The sequence below is a fragment of the Streptomyces doebereineriae genome, from assembly GCF_031845645.1.
GTDB classification, from domain to species: Bacteria; Actinomycetota; Actinomycetes; order Streptomycetales; family Streptomycetaceae; genus Streptomyces; species Streptomyces canus.
Map to the genome: position 1 here is coordinate 1 of NZ_JAVREZ010000005.1, position 24,232 is coordinate 24,232.

Below are 24,232 nucleotides of genomic sequence, written 5' to 3' on the forward strand. Positions count from 1 at the left end.
GGCCAGCCGCCGTACGCGCAGGCGCACGATGACCGGGCGGCCGTCAACCGGCACGTCCCTCACCGTTCGGCGGTGATAACCGTGCACCTTCGCTGTCGGCGTCCCGCACACCGGACACGGCACCGCCCCGTCCCGGGTCCGGGCCGAGACCACCACCACGTCACCGCCGTCCGCCACGTCCTCGACAACCAGCGCCGAAAGCCCCGAAAACACCGTCCCCATAAGGGAGTTGATATCCACCACAAGATCATGATTAAGGGCGGCTACTCGGCGTCACCACCGACTACGGGCCAGAGCCAAAAACAAGACACTCCCCACTATTGGCTGAGAATGGGCATTTGCAGTGCAAGGGCAGGACGGCAAACCCGACCAGTTCGGAAGGTGGGGGTTCCGTCCCCGCTAAGCCGGATCCGGCACCGCGACGGCGTCCTTCGCGTCGACGACGACGGTCAGCGGCTGTTGAAGCCGGGTGCGAAGCGCTGGGCGAGGTCGTCGGAGGCACGGCGCTCGGTGCTGGAGCTGGGCTTGGTCCCGTCGCCCGGCATGCCCAGCCGGAGGCCGAGCACGGACACAGCGAGCACGATCAGCGCGCACCTAGATCCACGGGAACACTGCCGTTGCAGGCTCTGACCACCGCGAACTCGTCGTAACTCACCAGCTTGCACGTAACCCCGAGGCGGCGATCTTGTAGCGCTTGGGACGGAGGTCCAGCATGAGGAATTCCTGGGCCTCGGTGGAACTCCGTCACGCCGGTGGGCCGTGGTGCTGTTCAGCGGCTTGCGCGGATCATCACGGTGAGGACGGGCGAGGCCACTGACGGCTGGCTCTGCCCGATGTCCTCGTATCCCCATGACTTGTAGAGCGCGTGGACCTTTCCGTCCCCAGCGGCCGGGTTGACCATGAGGGTGACGAAGGGCTCGTCACGTGTGGCGAGGAGGGCGTCGTGGATACGCCGGGCAGTGCCGGTCTTCCGCCAGGCCGGCCGGACGCCGATTTCCTTCAGGGCAATGGCCGGTCGCTGGGTGTACTTTTCCGCCGGAGCGGGGCTGGTGCGCTGCCAGTACCGATCGCCGTGATCAATGGTATTGCCGTAGGCGTAGCCGACCGGATGCTTGCCCGCGTACGCGAGGACAGCCGCGAACCCAGGCTCGGTGCTGTGTCGGTCCAGACGTTCGCCGAACGCGGTGACCGCGTAGTTCGGCAGGTGGAGGAGTGGGGCGCGCACTTCGGCGTACACGTCGAGGAGGTCGCCGCGGGCGGTGTCGAGGGTGGTGAAGGTGCGCAGTTCGATGGCGGGAGCCGTGGTCATGCGGCCATCCTCCAGGTGGCAGCGTGCTCGGTCCAGGTCTGCACGCTGGAGCTGCCCGGCGCGGTGGCGCGCAGTGCGGCCCCGAACTCCTGCAGCATGCGCGTGACCCGGGCGTGCTGGGTAGCGGCCTCGGCGGGGACCTTCTTCGCGGTGGCCGTGGCGGCGTCGGCGGCGCCCTGTGCGAGCTGGGCGTGCGCGAGCCGGGTCGTGGTGATGGCCCGGGAGCGGATCATGTGGGGCCGGAGGGCGGACAGGCAGCGGTGGGCGTGGTATTCGGCGGTCGAGTAGTCGCCGAGCGCCAAGTGCGCTGACAGGGCGAGGGAGTCCAGTTCGGCCTGGTCGTAGAAGGCGAGCATCCACACCGGTCGGTAGTCGGCGGGGTCGGCGCGCAGCATGGCGTCCTGGGCCTGTTCGAAGGCCCGGCGGGTGCCGGTGCGGTCCTGTGCCGCGCCGTGGATGGCGCCTTGGCGGGCCAGGCCGAGGGAGGCGAACAGAGGGTCTCGGCGGGTGAGGTGCAGGTTGCGGGCTACGTCGTTGGCCGCGAACGCGTCTGCGGGACGGCCCATGTGCCGGTACATGGTGCCTGCGTGGCTCCAGATGCGGAACTTGATCGCTTGGTCGCCGGACATCTCCGCGAGGGCCTGGGCCTCACGCATGTGCGCCTTGGCGATGTCGTAGCGCCGGCCGTCGATGGCGGCCCACATCGCTGAGGAACGGAACGCCGCTGCGGAGGCGTAGAGGCTGCTGCGTACCCGTTGGCTGGCGCTGCCCGCGTTCTGGAGATTCAGGGCCTCGTCGGCGAGAGCGGCGGCTCGCTGCTCGATGCCGAGCTGGCCGCCATGGCGGTGGTCGCTGGCGATGATCTCAGCGAAGCGCTTCTGTAGACGGTCGACGTCGCTCATGCCGATGCGGCGCTGGGATGCGGTGCCGGGAGCGGCGGCTGCCGCGGCGGCAACCGCCGCGATCCCGCCGACGAGGGTACGGCGCTTCATGTCGAGGTCCTCCTGCTGCGGTGGGGCTGGGGTGGACGGAGTCCGGCCCCGTGGCACGAACCCTAGAGCGATGGCGGGCAGGCCGCTGACGTCTTCAAGCGCCTTGCGGGTAGCCGACTTGGGCCACGTGACCCGGCCTGCTTTCCAGTCCCGGACCGATGAACCGTCGAGGCCGCCATGTCTTCCGGTCAGTTCCTCTAAGGCCCTGTTCACAGCGTCAGCAAGGCTGTTGGAGCTGTAGCCGTGTTCGGCCATCCACGCCTCAAGAACGGTGTTGCGCGCGGTGTCCATGTCCGCACGGTAGCCCTCACCTCCCCTGACCCGCCAGGTAAAGAGAAGGTCAAATCACCCTAGGTCCTTCCGATGGGCGGACGGCTGATCGCCCTAATCACCTTGCGCAGGAAGGGAGTTGTCTTGGTGTCGGTCGCCCGCCACGCCCGCCGTGCGGGCGGCTGTTGACGGCCCGGCCCGCCCCTGAGGTTCCCCCGCGGGGACGGGCCGGGCGCCGAGACGACGCGAAGGCTCAACCCCAATGACGAGTCCCCTTAAGCCAGTTCAGGCCGCCCCCACAGGCCACCCCGCCTACAGCCAGACATTCCCGTGCGAACCGTCCACGGCCAAAATCGGCCGCAAGCTCGTCCGTGACGTCCTCGGCGTATGGCACCTCGACAACCTTGCCGACGTCGCCGCGCTGATCATCTCGGAGCTGATCGCGAACGCTGTCAGGCACACCCCGTGCGGCTCGATCCGCCTGATTATTGGGCGGCCGAGTGCGACACGGTTGCGCGTTGGGGTGGTGGACCGGGCGCCATCGCGCAAGCCGGTGCTCGGGCAGGTCGGGGAAGACGACGAGTCAGGCCGTGGCCTGCTCCTGATCGACGGCATCGCCGACCGCTGGGGCTATGACCTGCACGGCCCGGACGAGCGCCCACGGTGCAAAGAGGTCTGGGCCGAACTCTTCATGAAGGGCGACGAGTGAAGCCGGCCGTGGCTACTCCGCCCGTGCCGGACGTCGCCCGCCTCCGTCCCCGCCAGCAGATGGCCATGGAGTGCGCACGCTGTGCCCGGTACCTGGGAACGAGCGGCGAGATCTTGGGAGACGTACGTCATCGGGGCCTGCTGTTCCAGCTCTGGGTGTGCGGGCCCACTTGCCGGTCGCCCACCCCTGGCTCGTGGACGGGAGCTCAGACGTGACCCCCCGCGTGCATGAGTGCTGGGTCACCGGTGAGTGCTGGCTCGGGTGCGAGCGCACCGGAGTGCCCGTGATCTGGCTCGGCCCACTGCAGTGGGACGGGCAGCACGCCCCGGTCCACGCCTGCGAGCCGTGCCTCGACCGGCTCAAGGCTCAGGCGCTCGCCTACTTCATGGAGCGGCGGCCGGCTTCCGTCTGACCAGACTCCCGCCTCCGGCCGTGCGGACTGTGCCGTACGGCCGGAGGCGGGCACCACCGCACAACAACATCCCAACCACTCAGAGGAGTTGGCATGACACGCAGCACCGTAGTACCGAGCAGCACTCATGTGAGCCAGCAGACCCCGAGGACGTCGGACGGCTTCGACCTGGACGTGTCCCTCGTCGAGGTCGCCGACGCCGCGGGTCTGGTCAACCTGACCGACGACAACTGCGGAACCACCTGCGGCGCCTGCACCACCAACGTCGCCTGACCCGAGGCCTCACGTCGCTCCGGGCTGGTGCCGCCGCGCCCTGTGGCGTGGCGGCACCAGCCGCCCGTCCCTCACCTACGGAGGTAGTGGTGGATGCTCCGCGCCCAGCGTTCCGAACCGGCACGACCGCTCTCGTACGAGCCGTTGCCCGGCCGACACTGCCGTGTCCTCCGCTTCCGGACCTCAACGATCACTCTCCCAACGGGTCCGCCACCTGTGTCGCCTGGCTGCGCGAGATCTGGGCGAGCGGCGACCTCGTCGAAGCCCTGGAACACGCCAGCCCGGTTCTGGCCGCGCAGTTACGGACCCTGTGCACGGCCGATGAGCCCTCAACGCGAGACGTCCGGCGCGCGGCACTGTCCGTGGCCCGCTACCTGCTGCGCTCCCAGCACCGGGCGACGCCATTCGGGCTTTTCGCCGGCGTGACCATCGCCGAATTCGGTCCGCAGGCGGGCGCACGCTGGGGTGTGGGGCACGTGGCCATTGGCCATGCGGGCGCAGAGTGGTTGGCCGCCGTCGTCGAGAGGCTGGAGTCCTGCCCCGGCCTCGTCGAACGGCTGCCGGTGGTCGTCAACAACACCGTGACGAGCCGCGGGGACCGGCTCATCGTGCCGTTTCAATCCGATGTCCACGACGATCGGACTCGCGCGGTTGAGGCGTCCCTGACCCTCACCGAGCCCGTGCGCGCGGTCCTTGCCGCAACGCGGGCGCCGGTCCGGGTCGGTGTGCTCGCGAACCAACTCCAGGCGGAGTTCCCCGAGGCCGGACCGGAGAAGGTGCGCCGGCTGCTGGAAGAGCTCATCCAGCGGCGTGTCCTGATCACGACCTTGCACACCCCCAGCACCGCGACCGACGCCCTCGGGTATCTACTCGACCGACTCGACGCGATCGACACCGACAGCCTCCCCCCGGTCGCGGAGATGCTGCGCGAGCTACGGGCGATCCGGACCGGCCTGAAAGAGTGCACTTCGCGGGGCGGGCGGGACAGCGTCGCAGCGCGCATGAGGGCCCTCGTGCCAGGTCTGCGCCGCCACCCTGTAGCACTCGACCTGCGCCTGGACGCGCAGCTCGTACTGCCAGAAGCGGTCGCCCGCGAGATCGAGCGCGCGGCCCTGATCCTGACCCGAGTCAGCGCCCGCCCGTACGGCACCGCGGCATGGGGCGCGTACCACCAGCGGTTCTACGAGCGGTACGGCATCGGAACGATGGTGCCGCTCCAGGAAGTCGTCGCGGATAGTGGTACTGGCTACCCCGAGGGCTACCCAGGCACCCCGCCCGGCGCCCGTCGACCTCGCGTGTCCGCTCGGGATGACGCCCTCGTACGGCTGGCGCAGGCCGCCGTGCTCGACGGCCGCGACGAGGTGGTCCTCACTGACGAGTTGATCGACGCTCTGGACGTAGGGCCCGACGAATCGCGGGTGCCGTCACACCTGGAGGTGGGGGTGCGCGTCCATGCGGCAAGCGTTGGCGGGCTGCAGCGCGGGCAGTTCCGGCTGGAGGTCCTGAGCGTGTCTCGCGGCGCTGGCGTCTCCACAGGCCGGTTCCTCAGTGTCCTGGCCTGCGCCGACCGTGTGGCCCTGGCTGCCGAGCTGGCTGACCTTCCGACCGCTGACAGGAACACCGTGCCTGCGCAGCTGTCCTTTCCGCCGCTCCTGCCCGAGAGCGCCCACATCACACGCGCGCCGCGAGTCCTGCCCATCGTGATCAGCCTCCAGGAACACCGGGCTCCCGCTGACGATGTCCTCACTCCTGCGGACCTGGCGGTGGGGTGCGACGGCCGCCGCATGTACCTGGCCGCCCCCGAGCGCGGCCAGCGCATCGAGGCCGTCGGGATGCACGCGCTGAACCTCCACACGCATACTCCGCCGCTGGTGCGATTCCTCACCGAGTTGTCGCGTGCGCAAGGCGCGCAGGTCACTGTCTTCGACTGGGGTGCTGCGGCGGCGATGCCCTTCCTGCCGCGCCTGCGGTGCGGGCGCACGGTGCTTTCCCCGGCCCGCTGGCGGCTGGAGGCGACCGAGCAGCCTGGTCGCGCATGTCCTTGGGCGGAATGGGACTCCGCCCTCACCGACTGGCGGGCTCGGCGGCGGCTACCTCGGCGGGTCTACCTCGTGGAGGACGACCGGCGTCTCTTCCTTGACCTCGACGAGGCCGGCCACCGGACGCTGCTGCGCCAGCACCTCGACCGAGTGGGCCTGGCCGTGCTCGTCGAGGCGGCGGAACCGGGGGCGTTCGGTTGGTGCGACGGTCGCGCCCACGAGGTAGTGGTGCCGCTCAAGGCGGTCCGGCCGCCGGCGTGGCCGGCGCTTCCCGCGCCCACCCCGGCTCGCGCCCTCTCCCCAGCCCAGAGGCAGACCCCGGCCTCTTCGTCGCTGTTGCTGGCCACCTTGTATGGAGACGCACGCCGCCAGGACACCCTGCTCTCCTGCCACTTGCCCGATCTGCTCGAACGGCTCGGTGGCCCGCCGTGGTGGTTCATTCGCTTCCGCGACCCCGAGCAGCACTTGCGTCTGCGCATCGCGCTACCCACGTCGGAGGCGTTCGCCGAAACGGCTCGAACCGTGAGCGCGTGGGCCGACGAGCTGCGCGGCACCGGTCTGCTGGCGGACTTGCGGTACCCCACCTCCTATCGAGAGATGGGCCGTTGGGGATCCGGCCCTGCATGGGACGCGGCCGAGGAAGTGTTTCGGGCGGACTCGCGCGCCATCCTGGCCCAGCTCTCGCAGCCGCGGCGCCCACACGAGCGCACGCTGGTGGCCGCACACACGGTCGCCATCGCCTCCGCGTTCCTCGGCAGCACTCAAGCCGGGATGCGCTGGCTGATCGACCACATCCCGCACACAGCGCCCGTGCCCGTACCGCGCCCGCAGTTCACCGATGCCGTACGTCTGGCCGACCCTGGCGACGACTGGGCGGCAATGCGCGGCGCCCCGGGAGGAGCGGCGATCGTGTCGGCGTGGGCCGATCGCGACGCGGCGCTCGCCGCGTACCGCCAGCACCTGCCAGGTCCCCACACGCAGGGCATCGCCCTCGACGACGTCCTGATCTCCCTGCTGCACGTCCACTTCGTACGGCACATCGCGGTGAACTTCCCCGAAGAAGAGGTCTGCCGCTACCTCGCTCGCGCTGCAGCCCTGGCCTGGACCGCCCGCACCATTGGGAGGACACAATGACCACACAGGCTGCGATGGACCTGACCGAAGCCGTCGCCGAGCAGCTCGCCGACCCCCACACGCCGTACCTTGGGCCAGTGGTCTCTGATCGGCAGCACCTTGCCTATGGCTTGCCCGGCATCGCGCTCCTGCACATCGAGCGGGCTGCGGCCGGCCTGGGGCCGTGGCAGCGCGCCCACGACTGGCTCGCCGCCGCCTCCCGCGAACCGCTCACCAGCGGCCCCGACAGCCACCCCTTCTACGGGGCGCCCGCCTTCGCGCACGCTCTGGCCTGCGCCGCCCATCACCTGCCCGGCGCCTACCAGCGCGCGCTCGACACTCTCGACCGACAAATGGCTAACGACGTGAGCCGCCGCGTCGACGCCGCACACCGCCGCATGGACGCCGGACTCCTCCCAGCACTCGCGGAGTTCGACACCATTCGCGGCCTGAGCGGATACGGCTCCTACCTCCTGCGCCGCAACCCTGGCAGCGCCGCCCTTCGTGCCGTACTCGACTACTGCGTACGCCTCACTCAACCGATCACACACGACGGCGAGAACTTGCCCGGCTGGTGGACGGACACAGGGCCCTCGGGCCACCCGGACGACCGTTTCCGAGGCGGACACGCCAACAACGGCATGGCGCACGGTATCGGCGGCGTGCTCGCGCTCCTGGCGCTCGCCGCCACGCAGGGCACCGTCGTCAACGGCCACGACGACGCACTGGACCGGATCCTGGTGTGGCTGGACCGATGCCGAGAGGACACCGGCCGAGGCCCGGCGTGGCCGTATTGGGTCACCCGAGACGAGCTGCGCACCGGCCGCCTCACCTCGTCCACGCCGAGGCGGCCGTCATGGTGCTACGGCACCGCAGGCCTCGCCCGCGCCCAGCAACTCGCCGCACTCGCCCGCCGCGACGACAGCCGCCAGCTGGACGCCGAGAACGCGCTCGTCGCCGCCCTCACCGACCCCGCTCAGCTCAAGGCCACGACGGACAACGCCCTGTGCCACGGCTTCGCCGGCCTCGCCCACGTCGCCGCCCGCGCGGCCGACGACGCCCACCCCTCAACCGCCGGACAGCTCCGCGCCACGATCCCGGCACTCCTAGCCGCAGTCCAACCGCCGGGCACCGACCCCGCACACGCCGCCACGACACTCATTCAGGACGAGGACCGCGGCCCCGGCCTCCTCGACGGCGCAGCCGGTATCGCACTGGCCCTCCTCGCGCCCAGCACCGCCGAACCGCCCCGATCCACCTGGGACGCCTGCCTGCTCATCGCCTGACCCCATCGACCGAAGGACACCCGCATGCCCCCGGACCGCTCCGACCGCTGGCAGCAACACAACATCACCTTCGCTAACCGCGAGAGCGCCCAGCGCACCATCGTCGAACGCATCGCCCCTGTCCTCCTCGCCACCGAAAGGGACGGGCAGCTCACCGGCTGGTGGTTCATGAACAAGCAGCCCTGGCCGCTGCGGTACCGCGCGCACGAGCCTTCACCCGCCGTAGAAGCGCTGCTGAGCGACCTCGTCAAGAACGGCACGGCCGTGTCATGGCTGCCCTACATCTACGAACCCGAGACCCACGCCTTCGGCGGGACCCAGGCTATGGACGTCGCCCACGACCTGTTCCACAAGGACAGCCGCCACCTGCTCACCCATCAACCAGGCCCAGAGCAGCTGGGACGCCGGGAAACCGCCGTGCTGCTGGCAAGCGTGATGATGCGGGCGGCCGGCCTGGACTGGTTCGAGCACGGCGACGTATGGGTAAAGGTCGCCGCCCTCCGACCGGCCACCGGCCTTGTGCCCTCTGCGCGGGCCGCCGAACTGGCGCCCGCGATGCGGAAGCTGATGACGGTAAACGCCCATAGCCTGTGCCGACCGAACGGCCCGCTCGCCGGGCACAACGAGTGGGTCGCCGCTTTCGAGCGGGCGGGCACCGCGCTAGCCGACCTCGCAGGCCGCGGCGCCCTCACCCGCGGTCTGCGAGCCGTCATTGCCCACCACATGATCTTTCACGCCAACCGCGCCGGTCTCCTCCGGGACGACCAAAGCGCCATGTCCAACATCGCACGAGAGGTAATCATGGGAACGAGTGACCACACCGAGTCACCCACCGAGGCAACGGCCGAGACGCATAGCGTCAGGGCGGTGCACACCAACACGATCGCCACCCCCACGGCTGACGCCGAACGCCTCCGCAACGCCCTGGTCGACCAGCTTCGCGCAGATGGGCACGCCCGCACGGCCGCAGTCGAGAATGCGCTGCGGACTGTGCCCCGTCACGTGTTCGTGCCGAATGCGTCGCTCGAAGACGCCTACGCCAACGCACCAGTGCACATCAAGTACGACACCGACGGCACATCGATCTCGTGCGCATCCCAGCCGGGCGTCGTCGCCCTCATGCTGGACCAGCTCGACGCCCAGCCCGGCGAGCGCATCCTCGAACTCGGCGCCGGCACCGGCTACAACGCCGCTCTCCTCGCCCACCTGGTCGGGGAGAACGGGCACGTGACCACCCTCGATGTCGACGACGACCTTGTGAAGGGCGCTCGCGCACACCTGGCCGCAGCCGGTCTCACCAACGTCCAGGCCGTGACCCGCGACGGGGCCCTCGGCTACGCCGAAGGAGCGCCGTACGACCGGATCGTCGCCACCGTGGGCGCTCACGGCGTACCGCACGCCTGGATGCAACAGCTCGCCCCCGGCGGGCGGCTCCTCGTCCCCCAGCGCCTGAAGGGCACCGTCTCCCGGTCCATCGCCTACGAGCAGCGCGACGGTCGATGGGTGTCTCTTGGCAGCGAGATGAACACGTTCATGCCGCTCCGGCGGGGCATCGCCGACGACGACCGCCGCGTCATCCCGCTCAGCGCAGACGGCACCGTCCGGCTTCAGGCCCCCGCTGGGCAGAACATCGACGCCGATGCCCTGGCCGGAGTCCTGGGCCAGCCGCGCAGTGAGGAGTGGACCGGCATGACGGTCCGCGCCATGGAGTCGCCGGAGTGGATGGAGCTGTTCGTCACCTGTTCCCTTCCCTCCGGCCTCATCCGGATGCTGTTCCCCCAGAACGCCAAGGGCACTGCGCTCACGGAGGACCCCTACCCCTCGTCGACTGCGGCCGTCGACAAGGGCGCCGTCACCTACCTGGCGCGACGCGTGTCGGAGAAGAAGACCCCCGAGGGCGACAAGCTCTGGGAGTTCGGCGTCATCGGCCACGGTCCCGGCAGCGACGAGCTCGCCACGAAGGTCGCCGACGCCATCCGCACCTGGGACCGCGAATACCGTGGTCGCGAGGCCACGTTCGAAATCCAGCCCCTCGACGCCCCTGCCATCGAGCAGCGCCCCGGACTCTTCGCTCTCGACACCCCGCTGAACCGCATCGTCGTCGACTGGCGGTGACGCTCCTTGCATAGCGGACGGTGCCCGCCGGCGTACGGCTCGCGGGCACCGTCGCCCCAGCACTTCTCACTCACGCCCGGGGAACCCATGGACCCGCACGGACCCATAGCCCAGCGCTTCCCGCTCGTCGCCCGATTCCGGCCCGCCTGTCTGCCCCTGCCCGAACGCGTGGGCGGCCTCGTCGACCTCGCCGAGACGGCGGTGAAGAAGGGCGACCAAGGGCTCGCATCCGCCGTCTACAACCAGGCCGCGCTCATCGCCTCCGATCTCGGCCTTCCCGATCTCGCCCGCGAGATGTGTCACCAGCACGCCGCCGCCTACCTCGACGCGTGCCCCCTGCCCGGCATGAGCGCAATCCGAGGGCTGGAACCGGTCGTCAACCTCGCCCGCCTCCAGATCCGCGCCGGCCACACCGATGAGGGACGTCAGCACCTACTCGACCTGTACAAGGCCGTCGAGGCAGGCACAGCTGCCCGGTTCGAGGGCGTCGCCGTACCGGCGGACATCACTGCGACCGGCGAGGACCGCCACGAGGTCCGCGCGTGGCTGTGGCGCGTGCTCCTCGCCGACGGAACGCGCACGCTCACCACCGAGGGACGTTGGGCGGAGGCCCTGAGACGCCTCGAGACTCACCTCGGCGTAGGCAAACGCATGCTCGACGGACGCCAAGTTGCCATACTCACTGCCCTCGTTGCAGGTGACACGGCATGGGCAGCTGTTCTCCTTGCCGAAACGATGCCCGGCGATCCGTGGGAGCAGGCCATCACGGCATGCTTGACCGTCCTGTGCCGCCGCTACGCCGAGCTGCCGGTCGAAGACGAATTGGCGGCGTTGGCGAACACCTATCTGGAGTGGCCGGCCGAACCTGGGACGACCGTCTTCGACATCCGTCTCGGCCTTACCGTCCTCGACGCGATCGGTTCCGCCGAGGCTCCTACCGCCCACCGCATCGTCGAGGACCTCCACCGCAGGACGGCCGGTGCCGAAGACGGCTACGCGGCCCGCGAGAACCTGGCGCACCGTCTGTTCACCGCGATCGCCACGGACAGGCAAACCCAGGACTGCCGCGCTCTCATGCATGCCTGCGCCCTCGGGGCAGGGACCATCCCGGACGAACTGCAAGGACGGCTGACGTCGGCTCTAAGCGCCAGCGACATTGTGATCCGGGACAGTCTTGCGCGCCCCTCCAAGTCCGGGCGTACAACTCGGTGATCTGCATGAGTGATCAGCCAGGCACGGGATTTGGTGCCGACCTCGGTCAGCTGATCACTGCAGCGCAGCAGCACTGGACCATCGGCATCGCAAGCATCGGTCCCCGTCCGAGAAGTCGGCCTGATCCATGGCGGGGATCATTAAGGGGTGAGTGGGTCTGTGTGACGAGGCTCCGGCATTCGCCCACGGCAGACGAGGAAATGGCCCACGGGTCTGGAACCCCGTCCGGGATCATGTCAACGTACAACGACCCTGAAAACGCCAGGTCAGCCGCAGGGCGCCATCGAAGGTCAGCCTGCGGAAGGGCTGGCCGCTATGGCAGTACGCATGCCGAGCTCGGTCTCACGACCGCGTCCCGCTCCGAGGAGGTCCGCCTGTCGAGTCCCGCCTTCCGATTCGCCTTCATCACGCGCCCTATCCCGCTCGGCGCCGCGAACGCCTGGGCTGACCCGGAGACGGAGGGCTTTGACGCCATTTCGAAGGCCCTGCCTCTCTTGTCTGCACGCCAGGATCTATTGGCGAGGATCTGCTGTAGCGCGGTTGCCGCCGTGGCTGAGAGGCCCCCACATACATCGCTGCGCACCGCAGCACAGCAACGCGCCACGGCCCCTGGGATGTTGGCGCTGTGAGGTCGTGGGGCCCGAAACCTCGATCGGCTCACCGGCGGCAGCAGGGCGATACATAGCAGAAGATGCCCGGTTACCGAAACCGGGGATCTTACAGAGCATTGATGGTGTTCGCATTCGGCTGTGCTTGGCGGTGGAGCCGTGACGGACGCAGTTGCTAGAGCCGCAGGTATTCGTGAGGAGGAAGTAGGGCGAGCGTGTGGTGGGACGGCATGCCGGGCAACAACCGACGCGTACTGGCCGATTCATTCGCCCCCACACACCTGGGGGTGGTCCTGCACGTCCCAGCGCATTGCTGACCCCGTTTGCAACATGACGACGTCGCCGACGTCGCGCCAGCCCGTTCGCTTGTGACGTCGGCGAATGGGAGCAGGCCATGTCCTCAGCAAATCTCCGAAGCAGGCTCAACGCTGGGCTCATGCAGGACGGCTCCTTGGGTCTCGACTGAGGGATCGTTCAATTGCTCAGCTATTTAAACAGAAAGGCGATGAAATGTCGCAGGGCGGAAGCTATCGACTCCTAACCTCGGCAGAGGTAGCCGAGTGGTTGCAGGTGAGTGAGATGACCATCAAAAATAAATACCGGGCTTGGGGCCTCCGTCCTCAGAAGGTTGGACGGCTGTTGCGGTTCCGGGAGCGAGACGTTATCGCGTATCTGCAATCTCGATACGGATAAACCGCAGGATCTGGTGCGTGCGTAGAATGGGGAATTTTGGCTAAGGTCTTCCAGAAATGCAAGGAGGACGAGAAGAGTAAGTACTATCTCTGTCTTGCCAGTAGGTGCGGACACCCGTGGACTGTGCGATACCGGGAACCGGGCGGAAGGTCGGGAAGCCAGCGGGAGAAGTCCTTCGAAAAGAAGACGCCGGCTGACCAGTTCGCGGCCAAGGTTGAGCGTGAGAAGGACCTCGGAACCTACATCGCTCCGTCGGGGTTCTTGACCCCCTTGGTGACGGTGTACCGGGAGTTCATCAAATCGGGAGACAGGGTTAGCGGAACTCGATACCAGTACGAGACCAGCCTGCGCCTGCACATCGAGCCGTACTTTCAGAGTCAGCCGATCGGTGCCGTGAAGCCCAAGGACCTGGTGAACTGGCTCCGATGGATGGTCGAAGAGCGCGGGTACGAAGAGTCAACGGCTGTCAACCGCTATGAGACTCTCAGTGGCGTCTTCAGCTACGCCGTGGCCAACGACTACATCACCAAGAACCCCTGCCATCACATGCGAGCCGGCCGTCAGCGTGCCAAGCGCAGGGCGAAGAAGACGATCCGACTTCCCACGCTTGCTGAGATAGCCGCGATAGCCGCCAACATGCCTGGTCAGTACCAGCTGCTGGTCTGGCTGATGGCGGGTTGTGGCCTGCGGATAGGTGAGGCCATGGCAGTGACCTTGCAGCAGTTCGACTTCGAGGCAGGTCTTCTCTACGTCGATCGTCAGATCACGCAGGACGGAGCGAACGAGGAGCCGAAGACCAAGCGGCAGAAGGTCATCACCAAGGGGCGCGGGCGCGCCCACATCATCCGCCACCTCAAATGGCGCGACCACGATGAAGTCCGAGCTGTGCCGCTTCCGCGAACGATCGAGGCCAAGGTGAAGGAGCACCTGATATTGCATGGGACCTTCCGGGTGGAGAAGGGCCTGAACCGCATGGAGGGCGACTACCTGTTCGCCAACGTCGGGCGCACCAATATCCTCATGTACTCGCTCGTGGACCGGCTGTGGCGCAATGCCCGGAAAGCCGCAGGTATCACAAGGAAGATCACGACGCACTGGATGCGCCACTTCTTTGCCTCGGCAGGCCTCGCGCGCGGGGTGCCCGTGACGGACATGGCGGAGTGGCTCGGGCATCGGGATCCGAAGATCACTCTTCAGACGTACGCTCACGTCATGCCCGACGCGCCGGACCGCTTGCGATCTGTCATGGACGCGGTCTTCAACCTGGAGACAGAGCTCAGTCTGCCGCTCGAGTTCGAAGCGGTCGTCGAGGCGGCGTAGCCCGCGCCACTCCTGAGGCCGCTGGCCACCTACCAGGTCAGCGGCCCTCGCGGCCGAATCTGGCGGGCCCCTGTCACGGATCGCGAACAACTACTGTGGTCGGCCGACTTCGTGAGGCGAGATGGTCCCGTTGCGTCGGGTGCACTTGACGGAGCGATCGTGAAGGTGAGTTAGAGGGGGGAGCACGCCATCGCGCCGCCGTAGGGCGCCGCGCCTGGCCCGGCGCACGCCTTGGACAGGTCCTTCAGACGTTGCCGGGACAACCGCGCGCCTGTGGTGCGCCGTGCGTGCTCCCTTTGCGCCCTGCGCACGCTCCAACTCCGCCTGTTTCAAGGTGACTTTGTCTCTTACGTTGGTCTGTTCGCTTCAACAAAGGCGGGCTCCGGTGCGGTGTGGGCCGGCTCGGGTGACCGGTTCAACTCAAGGGGTGACACGTGGAAGCGATCACGGGGCATATACGCCGGCAGACGGTGGCCGCCCGGGCGCGGCAGTGGGCCGACGCGCTGGTCGACTTCGGGCCCTACAACACGCTCTTGCATTTCAAGGACACCAAGACGGCGTCACTGGATGTCACTGGTGCTGTGCCGCAGTCTGTGACCTCGCTGCTGGCAGGCCGCCGGACCCGCCTGGCTGCCCTCTTCCCTGATACCGCCGACCACATGGCGGCCTGTACCCGGGCACGTAGCCTGCGCCGCAAGATGGTGGAATTGGATGAGGAACAGGGCATCGAGGCTGGCCGCTTGGCTCTGGGATTGCTGCGTGTTGAGCCCCCGCCCACCCGCGGCAGGACGCCTGTCCCTGCCCTGCGCGCCCCGCTTCTCCTGCAGCCTTTGAGTATCCAGCCGCGCACCGCCACCGAGAACGACTTCGTCCTCGAGACGGCGGGCGAGACGGAGACCAACCCGGTACTGCTGTATGCCCTCAGCCGCCAGTACGGTCTGGACGGCGACACCGAGGAACTGGCCGACAAGATCACCACGGGCATCGAGGAGTGCGCGGATCCGGCCGACTACATGCGCCTTGCCTACGGGATCCTTCAGGCAGCGTGCGCTCGCAGCAACCTGACGGTGGAGCTGGAAGAGCGCATCGTGGCGGGCGTCTTCAGCTTCGACCGGCTCCCCATGGTCAAGGACCTCACCAGCGCCACCGACCTGCTGGCAAGCCACCCCGTGATCGCGGCCCTCGCTGGCGACAGGGAAGCCAGCCGCGCCCTGGCCGAAGACTCAGGTCCCCGTCGGCCAGCCAGCGCCGACGACATCCCGCCCAGATCGGAGTACCTGGGTCCTGGACGCGGACGCCTCCCAGCAAAAGGCCATCAGCGCGGCCCTTACCGGCTCCCACCTGGTGATCGAAGGCCCGCCCGGCACGGGCAAGAGCCAGACCATCGCCAACCTGATCGCCGTCTTCTCAGCCCAGGGCAAGCGGACGTTGTTCGTCGCTGAGAAGCGAGCTGCGATCGAAGCGGTCACCGACAACCTCGCCCGCGTAGATCTGGACGGGCTCGTATTCGACCTCCACGGCAACAAACTCAGCCGTCGCCAGACCGCCCAGCAACTGCACGACGCGCTGGAACGAGCCGGCCAAGAAGCTCCGCCCCGTCCCGCCGACCTGCACACGAACCTGGCACACCACCGCCAGCAGGCCCTGCAGCACATACAGGAGTTCCACCAGCCGATTGAGCCCTTGCAGATCAGCGCACACCAGTTGATCACCGGCCTGATGGGCAGCCCACCCGATCACCACACCCGCCGGCGCCTGCGAGGCCACCAATTGCGCCGCCTTCATGGCGATCACTTCCGCCAGACCGAACAGGACCTGCGGGCCTTCGTCGCCAAGAAGGGCCTCGCCGTCCGTCGCGGAGAGTCACCCTGGTCCCACCTGCCCGCCCGCACCGACGGCGAACTGCACGCCGTGGTGACCAGCTTCGATCAGCTGACCGGCCGGGCCCTGACCGACACCCGTCGCGCCCTGGAGAAGCTGGTGGACACCGCCGGACTGCGCCGAGCCGATGACATCGAAGGCTGGCATGCCCTGCTCACGCTGCTGCACGACGTCACCGAGACGCTGGCCCGCTTCGAGGCGGCCGTCTTCGCCCCCGGCCTGGACGACCTCATCGCCGCCACCGCCGACCGAAGCTGGCGTAAGGAGCACCAGCGGAACATCGGCTGGTGGCAGCGCCGAAAGCTGATCAAAACAGCACGCGGCCTGTCCAAAGAGGGCCAGCGCGACCGCTCCGCCCTGCATTCCGCCCTTCGCCAGGCTGCTGACCAGTACACCCGCTGGCAGACACACGCCACGACCCGCGACACAAGCCCCTGGACCGTTCCCGGACTGACCGGTGTCGCAGCCACGTTCACCGAGCTGCGCAACTAACTGGCCGCGATAGCCCTGTGCGTACGCTGGGGCGACTGGGAGACCACCGCCACCGACGAGGTGGACAAAACCATTCAGCGGCTCGACCAGGACCGCGACACCCTGCTGCGGATGCCCGAGCTCAACCAGCTCACCGACCGCCTCGAAGCCGCCGGACTCGGCGGCCATCTGGACGAGCTGGCCCAAGCGGACGCCACCCCCGACACCGCCGTCGGCACCTTCCGCCACCTGTGGTGGTCATCTGTCCTCGATGAAGCGCGCATGCGCTCCCCCTACCTGCGCTCCTTCACACGCACCGAACACGACCACACGATCGAGCAGTTCCAACGCCTCGACCGCACCCACCGCGACACCAACCCCGCACGCGTCCGCTACGAAGTCGCCACTCACCTCAGGCAGACCCGCGACGCCCACCCCGACCAAAGCACCCTCGTGCGCACCCAGGCCGACCGCAAGTCCCGGCACCTGCCGCTCCGCAGGCTCGTCGACAAAGCCCCCGACGTACTGATGGCCGCCAAACCCTGCTGGGCCATGTCCCCCCTCGTCGTCAGTCGTGTCCTGCCGGCCGCGCGCCTGTTCGATGTCGTCATCTTCGACGAAGCCAGCCAGGTCCTGCCGCACGACGTGATCACCTCCATCATGCGAGCCCGCCAGGTCATCGTCGCCGGCGACCCCCACCAACTGCCGCCCACCACCTTCTTCCACCGCCTGCTCAGCGGAACAGACGAACACATCCACGACGATGACGACGAGGCAACCCCGGACGTCTTCGAATCACTGCTGGACATGGTCTGCAGCCACCTGCCCCATGTCCACACCCTCAAATGGCACTACCGCAGCCGCGACGAACGCCTCATCGCCTTCGCCAACCACACCATCTACAACAACGCTCTCGTCACCTTCCCGGGCACCACCCAGGCCAGCCCTCTGCGCCTGGAGACCGTCGACGCCCACACCCGCCCAGGCCACCACGGCTCCTCCGAGGAAAAAGTACACCGCGTCGTCGACCTCGCCCTCGCCGCCAACGCACCGGTGCCTGGGGCGACCCGGCGTGGTCCGCCGCGGGCTGCATGGCGGACCTGCTCGCGGTGCTCTTCCAGCCCGGGGATCAAGGAGCGGGTCAGGCCGCTGAGTTGCTTGCGGGACATGCCGGTCAGCTCGGGTGCTGCAGGTCGTGGACCGTGAGGGGGCGAGATCCCTCAGCTGACCCCCGCCTTGCCAGGGAAGGTATGGGGCCGGTTGATGATCTGCTGGGTGAAAGGTGTAGTTCCAGTTCTCCGTGGAAGCGGTGGCGTGTGATCGGCAGGGCGGCGATCACCTATTCGCTGATGCGGATGCCGGTGGGGTACTCACCGCTGTCGAATTCGGCGTGCACCGTCAGACCGGTGCGGCTGGTTGTCGCGGCAATAGACTGGAGCATGACTTCATGGCTGGTCAGAGGCCTGCCGCGCCAGTTCATGGTGATGTGGGAGAACAGCCGGAGCTCGATCTTGTTCCACTTCGAGGTGCCGGGCGGCAGGTGACACACGGTGATCTCCAGGCCGGTCTCGGCGGCGAGGTCCGTCAGGTGGGTCTTCCAGCCTCGGGTGCGGTAGCCGTTGGAACCCCCGCCGTCGGCGGTGATCAGCAGCCGACGTGCGCGGGCCTGCCACCAGCGGCGGATCGAGGCGACGGCGAACGCCGCCGTGTCGTGATCGGTGCCGATGCTGACCGCCGGTGTTTGCCGCCCTGTCGTAGATCCCGTACGGAATCGCCTTCTCGGCTTGGCCGGGAAAGTCGTCCGTGTTGACCCTCACGGGCTGCCCGGTGGGCCGCCATTCGTGCCCGGCGTTCTTGTACTCGCCGATCAGTTCCTTCTTCTTGGTGTCCACGCTGATCACCGGGTCTCCGGCGTCCCCGGTGGCCAGGTGCCTGCTCGTTGAGGTAGCGGAACTTGGCGTCCCTATCCGGGTGCTGAGCGCCTTCAATGGTCTTGGCGTTGGCCTGCAAGCTGAAGCCTTCCTCCGGCAGCAGGCCGGCGACTGTGTCGGCGGAGACCCGGTGGCCCTGCCCGGTCAGCTCCGCCGCCGCTTCCGAGTCGACTTCGTCGTCCAGCGCAACGGCGACATCGGATCGCCCCGCTCGTAGGGCTCGACCAACGCCAGCAGCGCTGGCCGCAGCCCCGCATCCAACTCGGTCACCTTCATCCGGCCTCCACCAGACCGACGCACCGCCCCAACGGGGCCTGGCCGGACTCCAGTTCAGCCACGCCGCGAGGACTGTGCCCTCCCGAACCCCGGCCGCAGCGGCGACGAGCCTGATCCCGCCATGCCCTAGCGACCGCGCTTCCGCCCCTCTGGCCAGCCGACGCTGACGCTCGTCCAGGTGGGGCAACAGCACTTGGACCTTCGCGGCCAGGATGGCCTCGATTCCCTCCGGTCTCCCCATACCAGAACAACGATCCCCGCAGCTGGAAGCCACGACTTGTTTCCCGGCAAGCCATTAGCGGGAACACACCCGGAAACGTTCTAGTTGTTGCGCTCGGCCGTTTCCCGGATCGTGAGGTCCAAGACGAAGGACCGCAGTCTTATATTGTGGATAGCGCTGAGTCGCATAGCCTGGTCATGCAAAGTCCGACGCAGCTCTGCGACTGTCTGTTTTCTGATAGAAGCCGGACGTCTCCTGTACTTGTCCGGGGCTGTCCACTGCGACGCGGGGAAGTAGAGCGTGAGATACAGGCCATGTCCCGTCTCCACGCTGGGAACATAGTCGTTAGCGAGCTGGTGTTCCATGGCGGTGCTTAGTTTGGGGTGCCAGTTCCCTTTGACTTCGATGATCACCGAAGCAATTGGGGGATTTGGGCGTTCGGAGAGTCCGGGCTGAGGCTGTGATGATGCGGGGATCTGGAGAAGGAGATCGATTCGGTCGCCGGTTCCCCCGATATTGCGGTTTATCTGCACCTCGCGATTGATGAGGATTCCCTGGTCGGTGAGCTTGCGGCGAAGGAGGTCGGCCAAGTAGTCCGAGATGAGGTTTTCGTCCTTGGGGAAGCGCAGGCGCTGCCGAGTGCCCTTGCTGCCCTGGGCTTCGCCCGGCACCTCGTTCCACAAGATCGCGGCTGGGTGAGTTCCCTGTGTGAGGTCATTCTGCAGGGCCGCGAAGGTTTCGATGACGAGGTCTGTGAGGTCATCTCCGTCATGGACGAGGCGAGTGCGGGAGTCTCGAATGAGGGCGGCCAGCTCTTGCGGTGTGGGGCGCTTCCAGGACTTCTCCCGATGCGTCCGCTCGGATTCCCGTACCAGCGCAGCAAGTGCCTTGCTGTGCGGTTGTGTAGCCGACAGGCGCACCAAGAGCTGAACTGCTTCTGCGGTCCCCCTGGCTGCCAGGCGTTCCAGGGTGGTGTCCCGGTGCTGCCGAGTTCGCTCTTCGGATGTGACCCAGCCAGATGTTGGCTCGATGGGGAGTGTAGGGAAAGGATGCTGAGCGGCCAGCAGACCGGCAAGTTCCGCCAGGTATGAAGTGGGCAGTCCGATGAGCCATGCCGACCCCGCACGATCGAAGAGATGGGCCATGATGAGATTCAGCCCGCTGTCGTCGGCACGTATTCTCGCTGCTACGCAGGGCCAGTATATCTCCGGTGCTTCGTTGAGAAGCACGGCCATGAGTGCGGCGTGAAGTCTGGAAACGGGGGTGGGTGGACCCTCGAATAGTGCCTCGCTGACAGCTTTGAGTGATCTGGTCCGTGCAGCTGGCTCGGAGTGCTCCAGAAGCATGCGAAGAACAGTGGTGACCGAGTACTCGACGTTTCGCTGCCTGTCGTTGTCGCAGTGCCCCTCTGCCTGGAACGCCAACTGAATAATTCCGGCCAAGGAATTAGATAGTTGGTCCTCCAGGTGCTGCGTCCACATGTGCTGGGCCAGCGCTGCCTCGATGCATGGGCTGCCGTCCCGAAGACAAGTGCGGATCAGGTGCAGGTAGGTGTCGCTCAGTTCCTGGTGCGCATGCGTTCGGGCGTGCCTGAGTAGGTCAGCTTGGCGCTCTGTCCCGTCCGTCCCACCGAGACCGGCAGGGAAGGCCAGAACAAGGGGTGCCCATCGTCGCCACGTCTGAGGAGAGATGGATGTGGGACCGCTTGGGTGTCGCGAATGCAAGTCGAGTGCAAGGTAACCGGCCCATGCCGGCCAGTAGATGGTGTCCGTGCCGATCCATTCAGGGGAAGGCTCAACGGCGGTGAGATAGTGCACGGCAGCGGTCCTCAACCGGTCGTCGGCACCTGCGGGAAGGATGCGGACGCCGGGTAGGGCAAGAATGTCGTGGCCGATGTCCGTGCCGGACCGACCCGTGTCGGGGTGGAATCGCAGCTGAGTGCACAGACGCCAGAAGCTGTCGGTCATCCCTGCTTCAGCGTCCTTCAGCAAGTCGGCTGTGATTTGGACGTACTCTTCATAGCCGTCCCAGGTACGGGGGGCCGGCTTTCTCGCAGCGCGTGTCAGGTAGCTCTCACGCTCAGCCTCAGCACGCGGACTGTCCAAGGGCAGCGCCTCAAGATGCCAGGCGAAGACTTCCTTCCACACCCGGGTCCCTTCTCGGGCCCAAGCCGCCTCCTGAGCTTCCGAGTCCTGCGATGACCAGATCCACCTGATGACTGACCATGCCTGCGGTGCCGCATCCAGACTCAGGCCGGCTTCCAGGTCCAGGAGCCAACTGAGGTCTTCTCCGTCCAGCAGATGGTCGCGTTCGTCATCCAGCCGTGGTCCAGGCTGGGTGCGTTGTCGGTGCAGCTGGTACGCGGAGCGTCGGCTCCACCCCTGTACCAGCAGGTATCCGTCCTCATCATCCTGCGCCAAACTGATAAGTTCTGCCGCCAGAAGGCGTCGGAGAGCCCGAGCCTGCTCCGCGGTAGGGGAGTCGGGAGGAACGCACAGAGGCGCAGGAACCGACAGGGATGGATACAACTTCAAGGCCCGATGCAGCCAACGCGCAACTGCGGGAATGCGCTCGACTGCCGCCGGACCATGGAGGGACCGGTCGAGGAGTCCTTGCGTCATTTCGTCCGCGCGTGCCCACCCCGCCCAAGCCGCTGTTGCCGATCCCGACGAGCTACCGATCAGAGTCTCGCCAGCCCACTTCAGCACCGGGATCACATCGTCTTCGGCCAGTTGATCGGGCAGCGCGGAGCAGAACCGGGCGTACTCGCCACTGTAGTTCTTCCTACGAGGCGAAGTGAGGGCGGTGAGCATTTCGCTGACCGTAAGGCAATTGGGCCAGCAGGCTTGCAGGACCGCACCGCGCAGTCCGTCGTTGAGATCTCGCTCTGGGTGATCCATGAGTTCACGCAGGACGGGCTTCATTTGCGGACCGGTGGCCAGGAGGTCGAGGGAAGCAGCTACGTTCACCGCCAGTCGCCGGATGTCTGCGGTCCGTCGCGTATCGAGAGCTAGCCGAATCACCTCAGGCAGAAGGGCCGACTGCTCATTCTGAGCAGCCAGAATCAGGGCGAGCTCGGCCTCCTCGTCGGAATATCGGGAGGAAGATTCGGCAGCGTGTTGCTGATCGGCGAACTGAGACTTGAGAGCCGTTCGAAGCTGGTGTGTGAGTCTCGGGTGGTCGAGTCGATACCGGTGGCGGTTCCACCATGGTTCTGCGTGGAGGTCGCCGTCACGAGCCAGGCACAGCAGCCGTTCGACGATCAAGTGGTGGCAGTTAGAGTCATCAATGTATGCGCTGTAGGAGGCGATAGCTTCGGTGTCTGCCTCGATGAGCCACGGTGCGAGACCCGGTCGGAGCGCGATCAGCCAGGCAGCCGTCTCCCGCAAATCACTGCGGATACCGGGAGAGCCGATCTCGCCGCGCTGGATGAACAGTCCGCGCAGCTGAGCGTCAGGCAGGTGATGATCCGCCAGGTAACGGGCAGCCAGGTATGCAGCGATGGAAGCATGTGCGACGCCTACGACACCGGGGCCGTTACTGACGAACAGTGGGCTGCTGAGCACACTTTCCACCAGCAATGGGTCCAATGTAAATGCTCCTTGGGGCGCGCTTTCCACGGCGCCGATCAAGTCATCGATGGCAATGTGGTGATCGTCCGTGAACGGCCGACGGGTGGTGTCGACAGCCGATGCTCCGGTCAGCAGGCTGTAGCAGGCCAGCCGGGCGGCCACCATGAACCGCTGCTCGTGACTGCCCGCCAGCTCAACCTGATTCCGGTTGTCGCCTTGCCCCATTACCATGAGCGGAAGGGCACGGCCGTAGAGCTCAACCCGGCGGGCCGGAAGGCGCCGCTCCGCCAGATACAGGTTGAGGAGCAAGGACAAGGTCAGGGGCGTCCGGGCCAGAGCGCCCGCCCCCGCTTTGGCTACTGCCGTGCGAAAGCGTTCCGGATCCAGACCATGTGACAATGCTGCCTGGTCGAGGTCAAGGCGTCTCAGCGGGGCAAGCACGTGCGCTTGACTGATTCCGAAGGCTTTCTTCACGGCCCGACGCATCGCATCGGTGTATGCCATGCTTCGGCAACCGATGAGTACCTGGAGCTGTGTGCAGTCGAAGTACTCGGAAAGGTCGGTCAGCCAGCCGGTGATCTCCTTGGGCCTGGCCTTGCACTCGTCCACACCGTCCAGTACCAGCAGCACTCGCCCGGAAGGCCGCGGGCCGGGAACTGGCCTCAAGCCTGCAACCGGCGTGCGCTGGAGAAGATGGCTCAGGGCGGGAGACGCCTTCCGGATCAGATCCTCCCAGGTCCTCACCTCGCCGAGGTCTACCCAGCGATGGGCCACGATGGGGCCGGTCGCCGACCGGGCAGAGTGGGCGTCCACGACCGTCTGGAGAGCATAGGTCTTGCCCGCTCCGGCTTCGCCTAGAAGCACTGCTGACTCGGTGCACGCATCGAGGAGAGGGATGAGCCCAGGCGATAGCCCTTCGGAGAGGGGGCCCCTCCAGCGATCGATCAGGAACCCGTCTTCGTCAAGGCGCGGAAAGTCGCCCTCCACAGTGCAATAACGGTCCAGCTGCACACGCCGCTCCCTCGGGCCATGACCTACTCCCCAGAAGGCTAGGCCCGACCAGTGACAGTCGTACCCCCGTACAGGCCGCAGGGTGTTGTCTTGCTGAGGGGCCATCGCCTTGCACAGCGGCCAGGGGGCTTGCCTGGACGCCAAGAGGCGGCAGTTGTGCGCGGTGCCGTGGGCGTCGGTCTGACTGCTGGCGTAGGTTCCGGATGATCCGACGGGTCCTGGCGAGACGGGTGTCCAAGCCATCGGTCACCGCGAGCGCCCCCGTACACGCCATGTCCTGCCGCTCCTCCCAGTCCCGCTCGGCGGCCTGTAGCAACATCACAGTGGCGGACAGGTATGTCGTGCAGATCCAGGGTGAGGAGCTGTGGGAGGTATCCTCCAGCCAGGTCGAAGGTGGCGGCGACGATGACGTCGTGCGCGTTGCCGGTGAGCTGCACCTGGTGCTGGCCGGGCGCTACAGTCCAGTCGTACCGGCTGATGTCCCATCCCGACATGGAGTGAAGGCAGTCGGCACGACGA

Annotated in this window: 16 protein-coding genes and 3 pseudogenes; 13 read left to right on the forward strand and 6 right to left on the reverse strand. The window is 67.1% G+C overall.

The genetic code is table 11. The annotated features are described in order from the left end of the window. From RNB18_RS16215 to RNB18_RS16230, 4 genes are all read right to left on the reverse strand, one after another. A partial coding sequence (locus tag RNB18_RS16215; RefSeq protein ID WP_449657637.1) for a transposase family protein occupies positions 1–243 on the reverse strand: 243 nt, incomplete at its 3' end. A 206-nt stretch (positions 244–449) separates the two neighbouring features. Further along, on the reverse strand, positions 450–581 hold the full coding sequence (locus RNB18_RS16220; protein WP_311715234.1) for a hypothetical protein: 132 nt from the start codon (positions 579–581) through the stop codon (positions 450–452). 188 nt (positions 582–769) lie between these two features. Then, positions 770–1,309, reverse strand: a complete 540-nt coding sequence (locus RNB18_RS16225) for a GNAT family N-acetyltransferase (protein WP_311714779.1) — start codon at positions 1,307–1,309, stop codon at positions 770–772. After that, on the reverse strand, positions 1,306–2,592 hold the full coding sequence (locus RNB18_RS16230; protein ID WP_311714780.1) for an XRE family transcriptional regulator: 1,287 nt from the start codon (positions 2,590–2,592) through the stop codon (positions 1,306–1,308). The genes RNB18_RS16225 and RNB18_RS16230 overlap by 4 nt, the downstream gene beginning before the upstream one ends. 241 nt (positions 2,593–2,833) lie before the next feature. Between RNB18_RS16230 and RNB18_RS16235 the strand changes: the two genes are divergently transcribed. The 13 genes and pseudogenes from RNB18_RS16235 to RNB18_RS53680 all read left to right on the forward strand — a co-directional run. After that, a complete protein-coding gene (locus RNB18_RS16235; RefSeq protein WP_311714781.1) occupies positions 2,834–3,280 on the forward strand; it encodes an ATP-binding protein in 447 nt (148 codons plus the stop codon). Positions 3,281–3,491: 211 nt separating this feature from the next. Beyond that, the gene (locus tag RNB18_RS16240) at positions 3,492–3,692 is read left to right on the forward strand and encodes a hypothetical protein (protein ID WP_394817627.1); all 201 of its coding nucleotides are present in this window, start codon (positions 3,492–3,494) and stop codon (positions 3,690–3,692) included. Between the two features lie 93 nt (positions 3,693–3,785). Beyond that, positions 3,786–3,965, forward strand: coding sequence for an FxLD family lanthipeptide (locus RNB18_RS16245; protein ID WP_311714782.1), 180 nt, complete (start codon positions 3,786–3,788; stop codon positions 3,963–3,965). A 236-nt stretch (positions 3,966–4,201) separates the two neighbouring features. Then, positions 4,202–7,138, forward strand: a complete 2,937-nt coding sequence (locus tag RNB18_RS16250) for a lantibiotic dehydratase (protein ID WP_311715215.1) — start codon at positions 4,202–4,204, stop codon at positions 7,136–7,138. After that, positions 7,135–8,403 carry a lanthionine synthetase C family protein gene (locus RNB18_RS16255; protein WP_311714783.1) on the forward strand — a complete coding sequence of 423 codons (1,269 nt, stop codon included), beginning with the start codon at positions 7,135–7,137 and terminating at the stop codon, positions 8,401–8,403. The genes RNB18_RS16250 and RNB18_RS16255 overlap by 4 nt, the downstream gene beginning before the upstream one ends. 24 nt (positions 8,404–8,427) lie before the next feature. Next, entirely contained in the window at positions 8,428–10,518 is a 2,091-nt protein-coding gene (fxlM, locus tag RNB18_RS16260; protein WP_311714784.1) for a methyltransferase, FxLD system, read from the forward strand. Between the two features lie 87 nt (positions 10,519–10,605). Then, positions 10,606–11,730, forward strand: coding sequence for a hypothetical protein (locus tag RNB18_RS16265; protein ID WP_311714785.1), 1,125 nt, complete (start codon positions 10,606–10,608; stop codon positions 11,728–11,730). Positions 11,731–12,848: 1,118 nt separating this feature from the next. Then, complete coding sequence (locus tag RNB18_RS16270) at positions 12,849–13,031, forward strand: helix-turn-helix domain-containing protein (RefSeq protein WP_311715216.1); 183 nt, start codon at positions 12,849–12,851, stop codon at positions 13,029–13,031. A 36-nt stretch (positions 13,032–13,067) separates the two neighbouring features. Then, on the forward strand, positions 13,068–14,351 hold the full coding sequence (locus tag RNB18_RS16275; protein ID WP_311714787.1) for a tyrosine-type recombinase/integrase: 1,284 nt from the start codon (positions 13,068–13,070) through the stop codon (positions 14,349–14,351). A gap of 434 nt (positions 14,352–14,785) precedes the next feature. Further along, entirely contained in the window at positions 14,786–15,793 is a 1,008-nt protein-coding gene (locus RNB18_RS16280; RefSeq protein ID WP_311714788.1) for a DUF4011 domain-containing protein, read from the forward strand. Continuing rightward, positions 15,696–16,076: pseudogene (locus RNB18_RS53675) on the forward strand (AAA domain-containing protein); the annotation flags it as partial. The gene RNB18_RS16280 and the pseudogene RNB18_RS53675, both read left to right, overlap by 98 nt. A gap of 45 nt (positions 16,077–16,121) precedes the next feature. After that, positions 16,122–16,724 (forward strand): hypothetical protein, encoded by a 603-nt coding sequence (locus tag RNB18_RS16290; RefSeq protein WP_311714790.1) that lies wholly within the window; start codon positions 16,122–16,124, stop codon positions 16,722–16,724. Positions 16,725–17,255: 531 nt separating this feature from the next. Further along, positions 17,256–17,411 (forward strand): annotated as a pseudogene (locus tag RNB18_RS53680) (AAA domain-containing protein); the annotation flags it as partial. A 326-nt stretch (positions 17,412–17,737) separates the two neighbouring features. Here RNB18_RS53680 and RNB18_RS16300 read toward each other — a convergent pair. After that, positions 17,738–19,151, reverse strand: a pseudogene (locus tag RNB18_RS16300) (ISAzo13 family transposase); the annotation flags it as partial. Positions 19,152–19,231: 80 nt separating this feature from the next. Then, positions 19,232–23,956: an NACHT domain-containing protein gene (locus tag RNB18_RS16305; RefSeq protein WP_311714792.1), complete on the reverse strand. Its 4,725-nt coding sequence runs from the start codon at positions 23,954–23,956 to the stop codon at positions 19,232–19,234. Between the last annotated feature and the right edge of the window lie 276 nt (positions 23,957–24,232).

What these genes read in the sequence shown, in the direction of transcription:
- RNB18_RS16225 (WP_311714779.1), bottom strand. Translation starts at nt 1,309, where the DNA reads ATGACCACGGCTCCCGCCATCGAACTGCGCACCTTCACCACCCTCGAC.
- RNB18_RS16230 (WP_311714780.1), bottom strand. Translation starts at nt 2,592, where the DNA reads ATGGACACCGCGCGCAACACCGTTCTTGAGGCGTGGATGGCCGAACAC.
- RNB18_RS16235 (WP_311714781.1), top strand. Translation starts at nt 2,834, where the DNA reads ATGACGAGTCCCCTTAAGCCAGTTCAGGCCGCCCCCACAGGCCACCCC.
- RNB18_RS16245 (WP_311714782.1), top strand. Translation starts at nt 3,786, where the DNA reads ATGACACGCAGCACCGTAGTACCGAGCAGCACTCATGTGAGCCAGCAG.
- RNB18_RS16255 (WP_311714783.1), top strand. Translation starts at nt 7,135, where the DNA reads ATGACCACACAGGCTGCGATGGACCTGACCGAAGCCGTCGCCGAGCAG.
- fxlM (WP_311714784.1), top strand. Translation starts at nt 8,428, where the DNA reads ATGCCCCCGGACCGCTCCGACCGCTGGCAGCAACACAACATCACCTTC.
- RNB18_RS16265 (WP_311714785.1), top strand. Translation starts at nt 10,606, where the DNA reads ATGGACCCGCACGGACCCATAGCCCAGCGCTTCCCGCTCGTCGCCCGA.
- RNB18_RS16270 (WP_311715216.1), top strand. Translation starts at nt 12,849, where the DNA reads ATGTCGCAGGGCGGAAGCTATCGACTCCTAACCTCGGCAGAGGTAGCC.
- RNB18_RS16305 (WP_311714792.1), bottom strand. Translation starts at nt 23,956, where the DNA reads ATGGCTTGGACACCCGTCTCGCCAGGACCCGTCGGATCATCCGGAACC.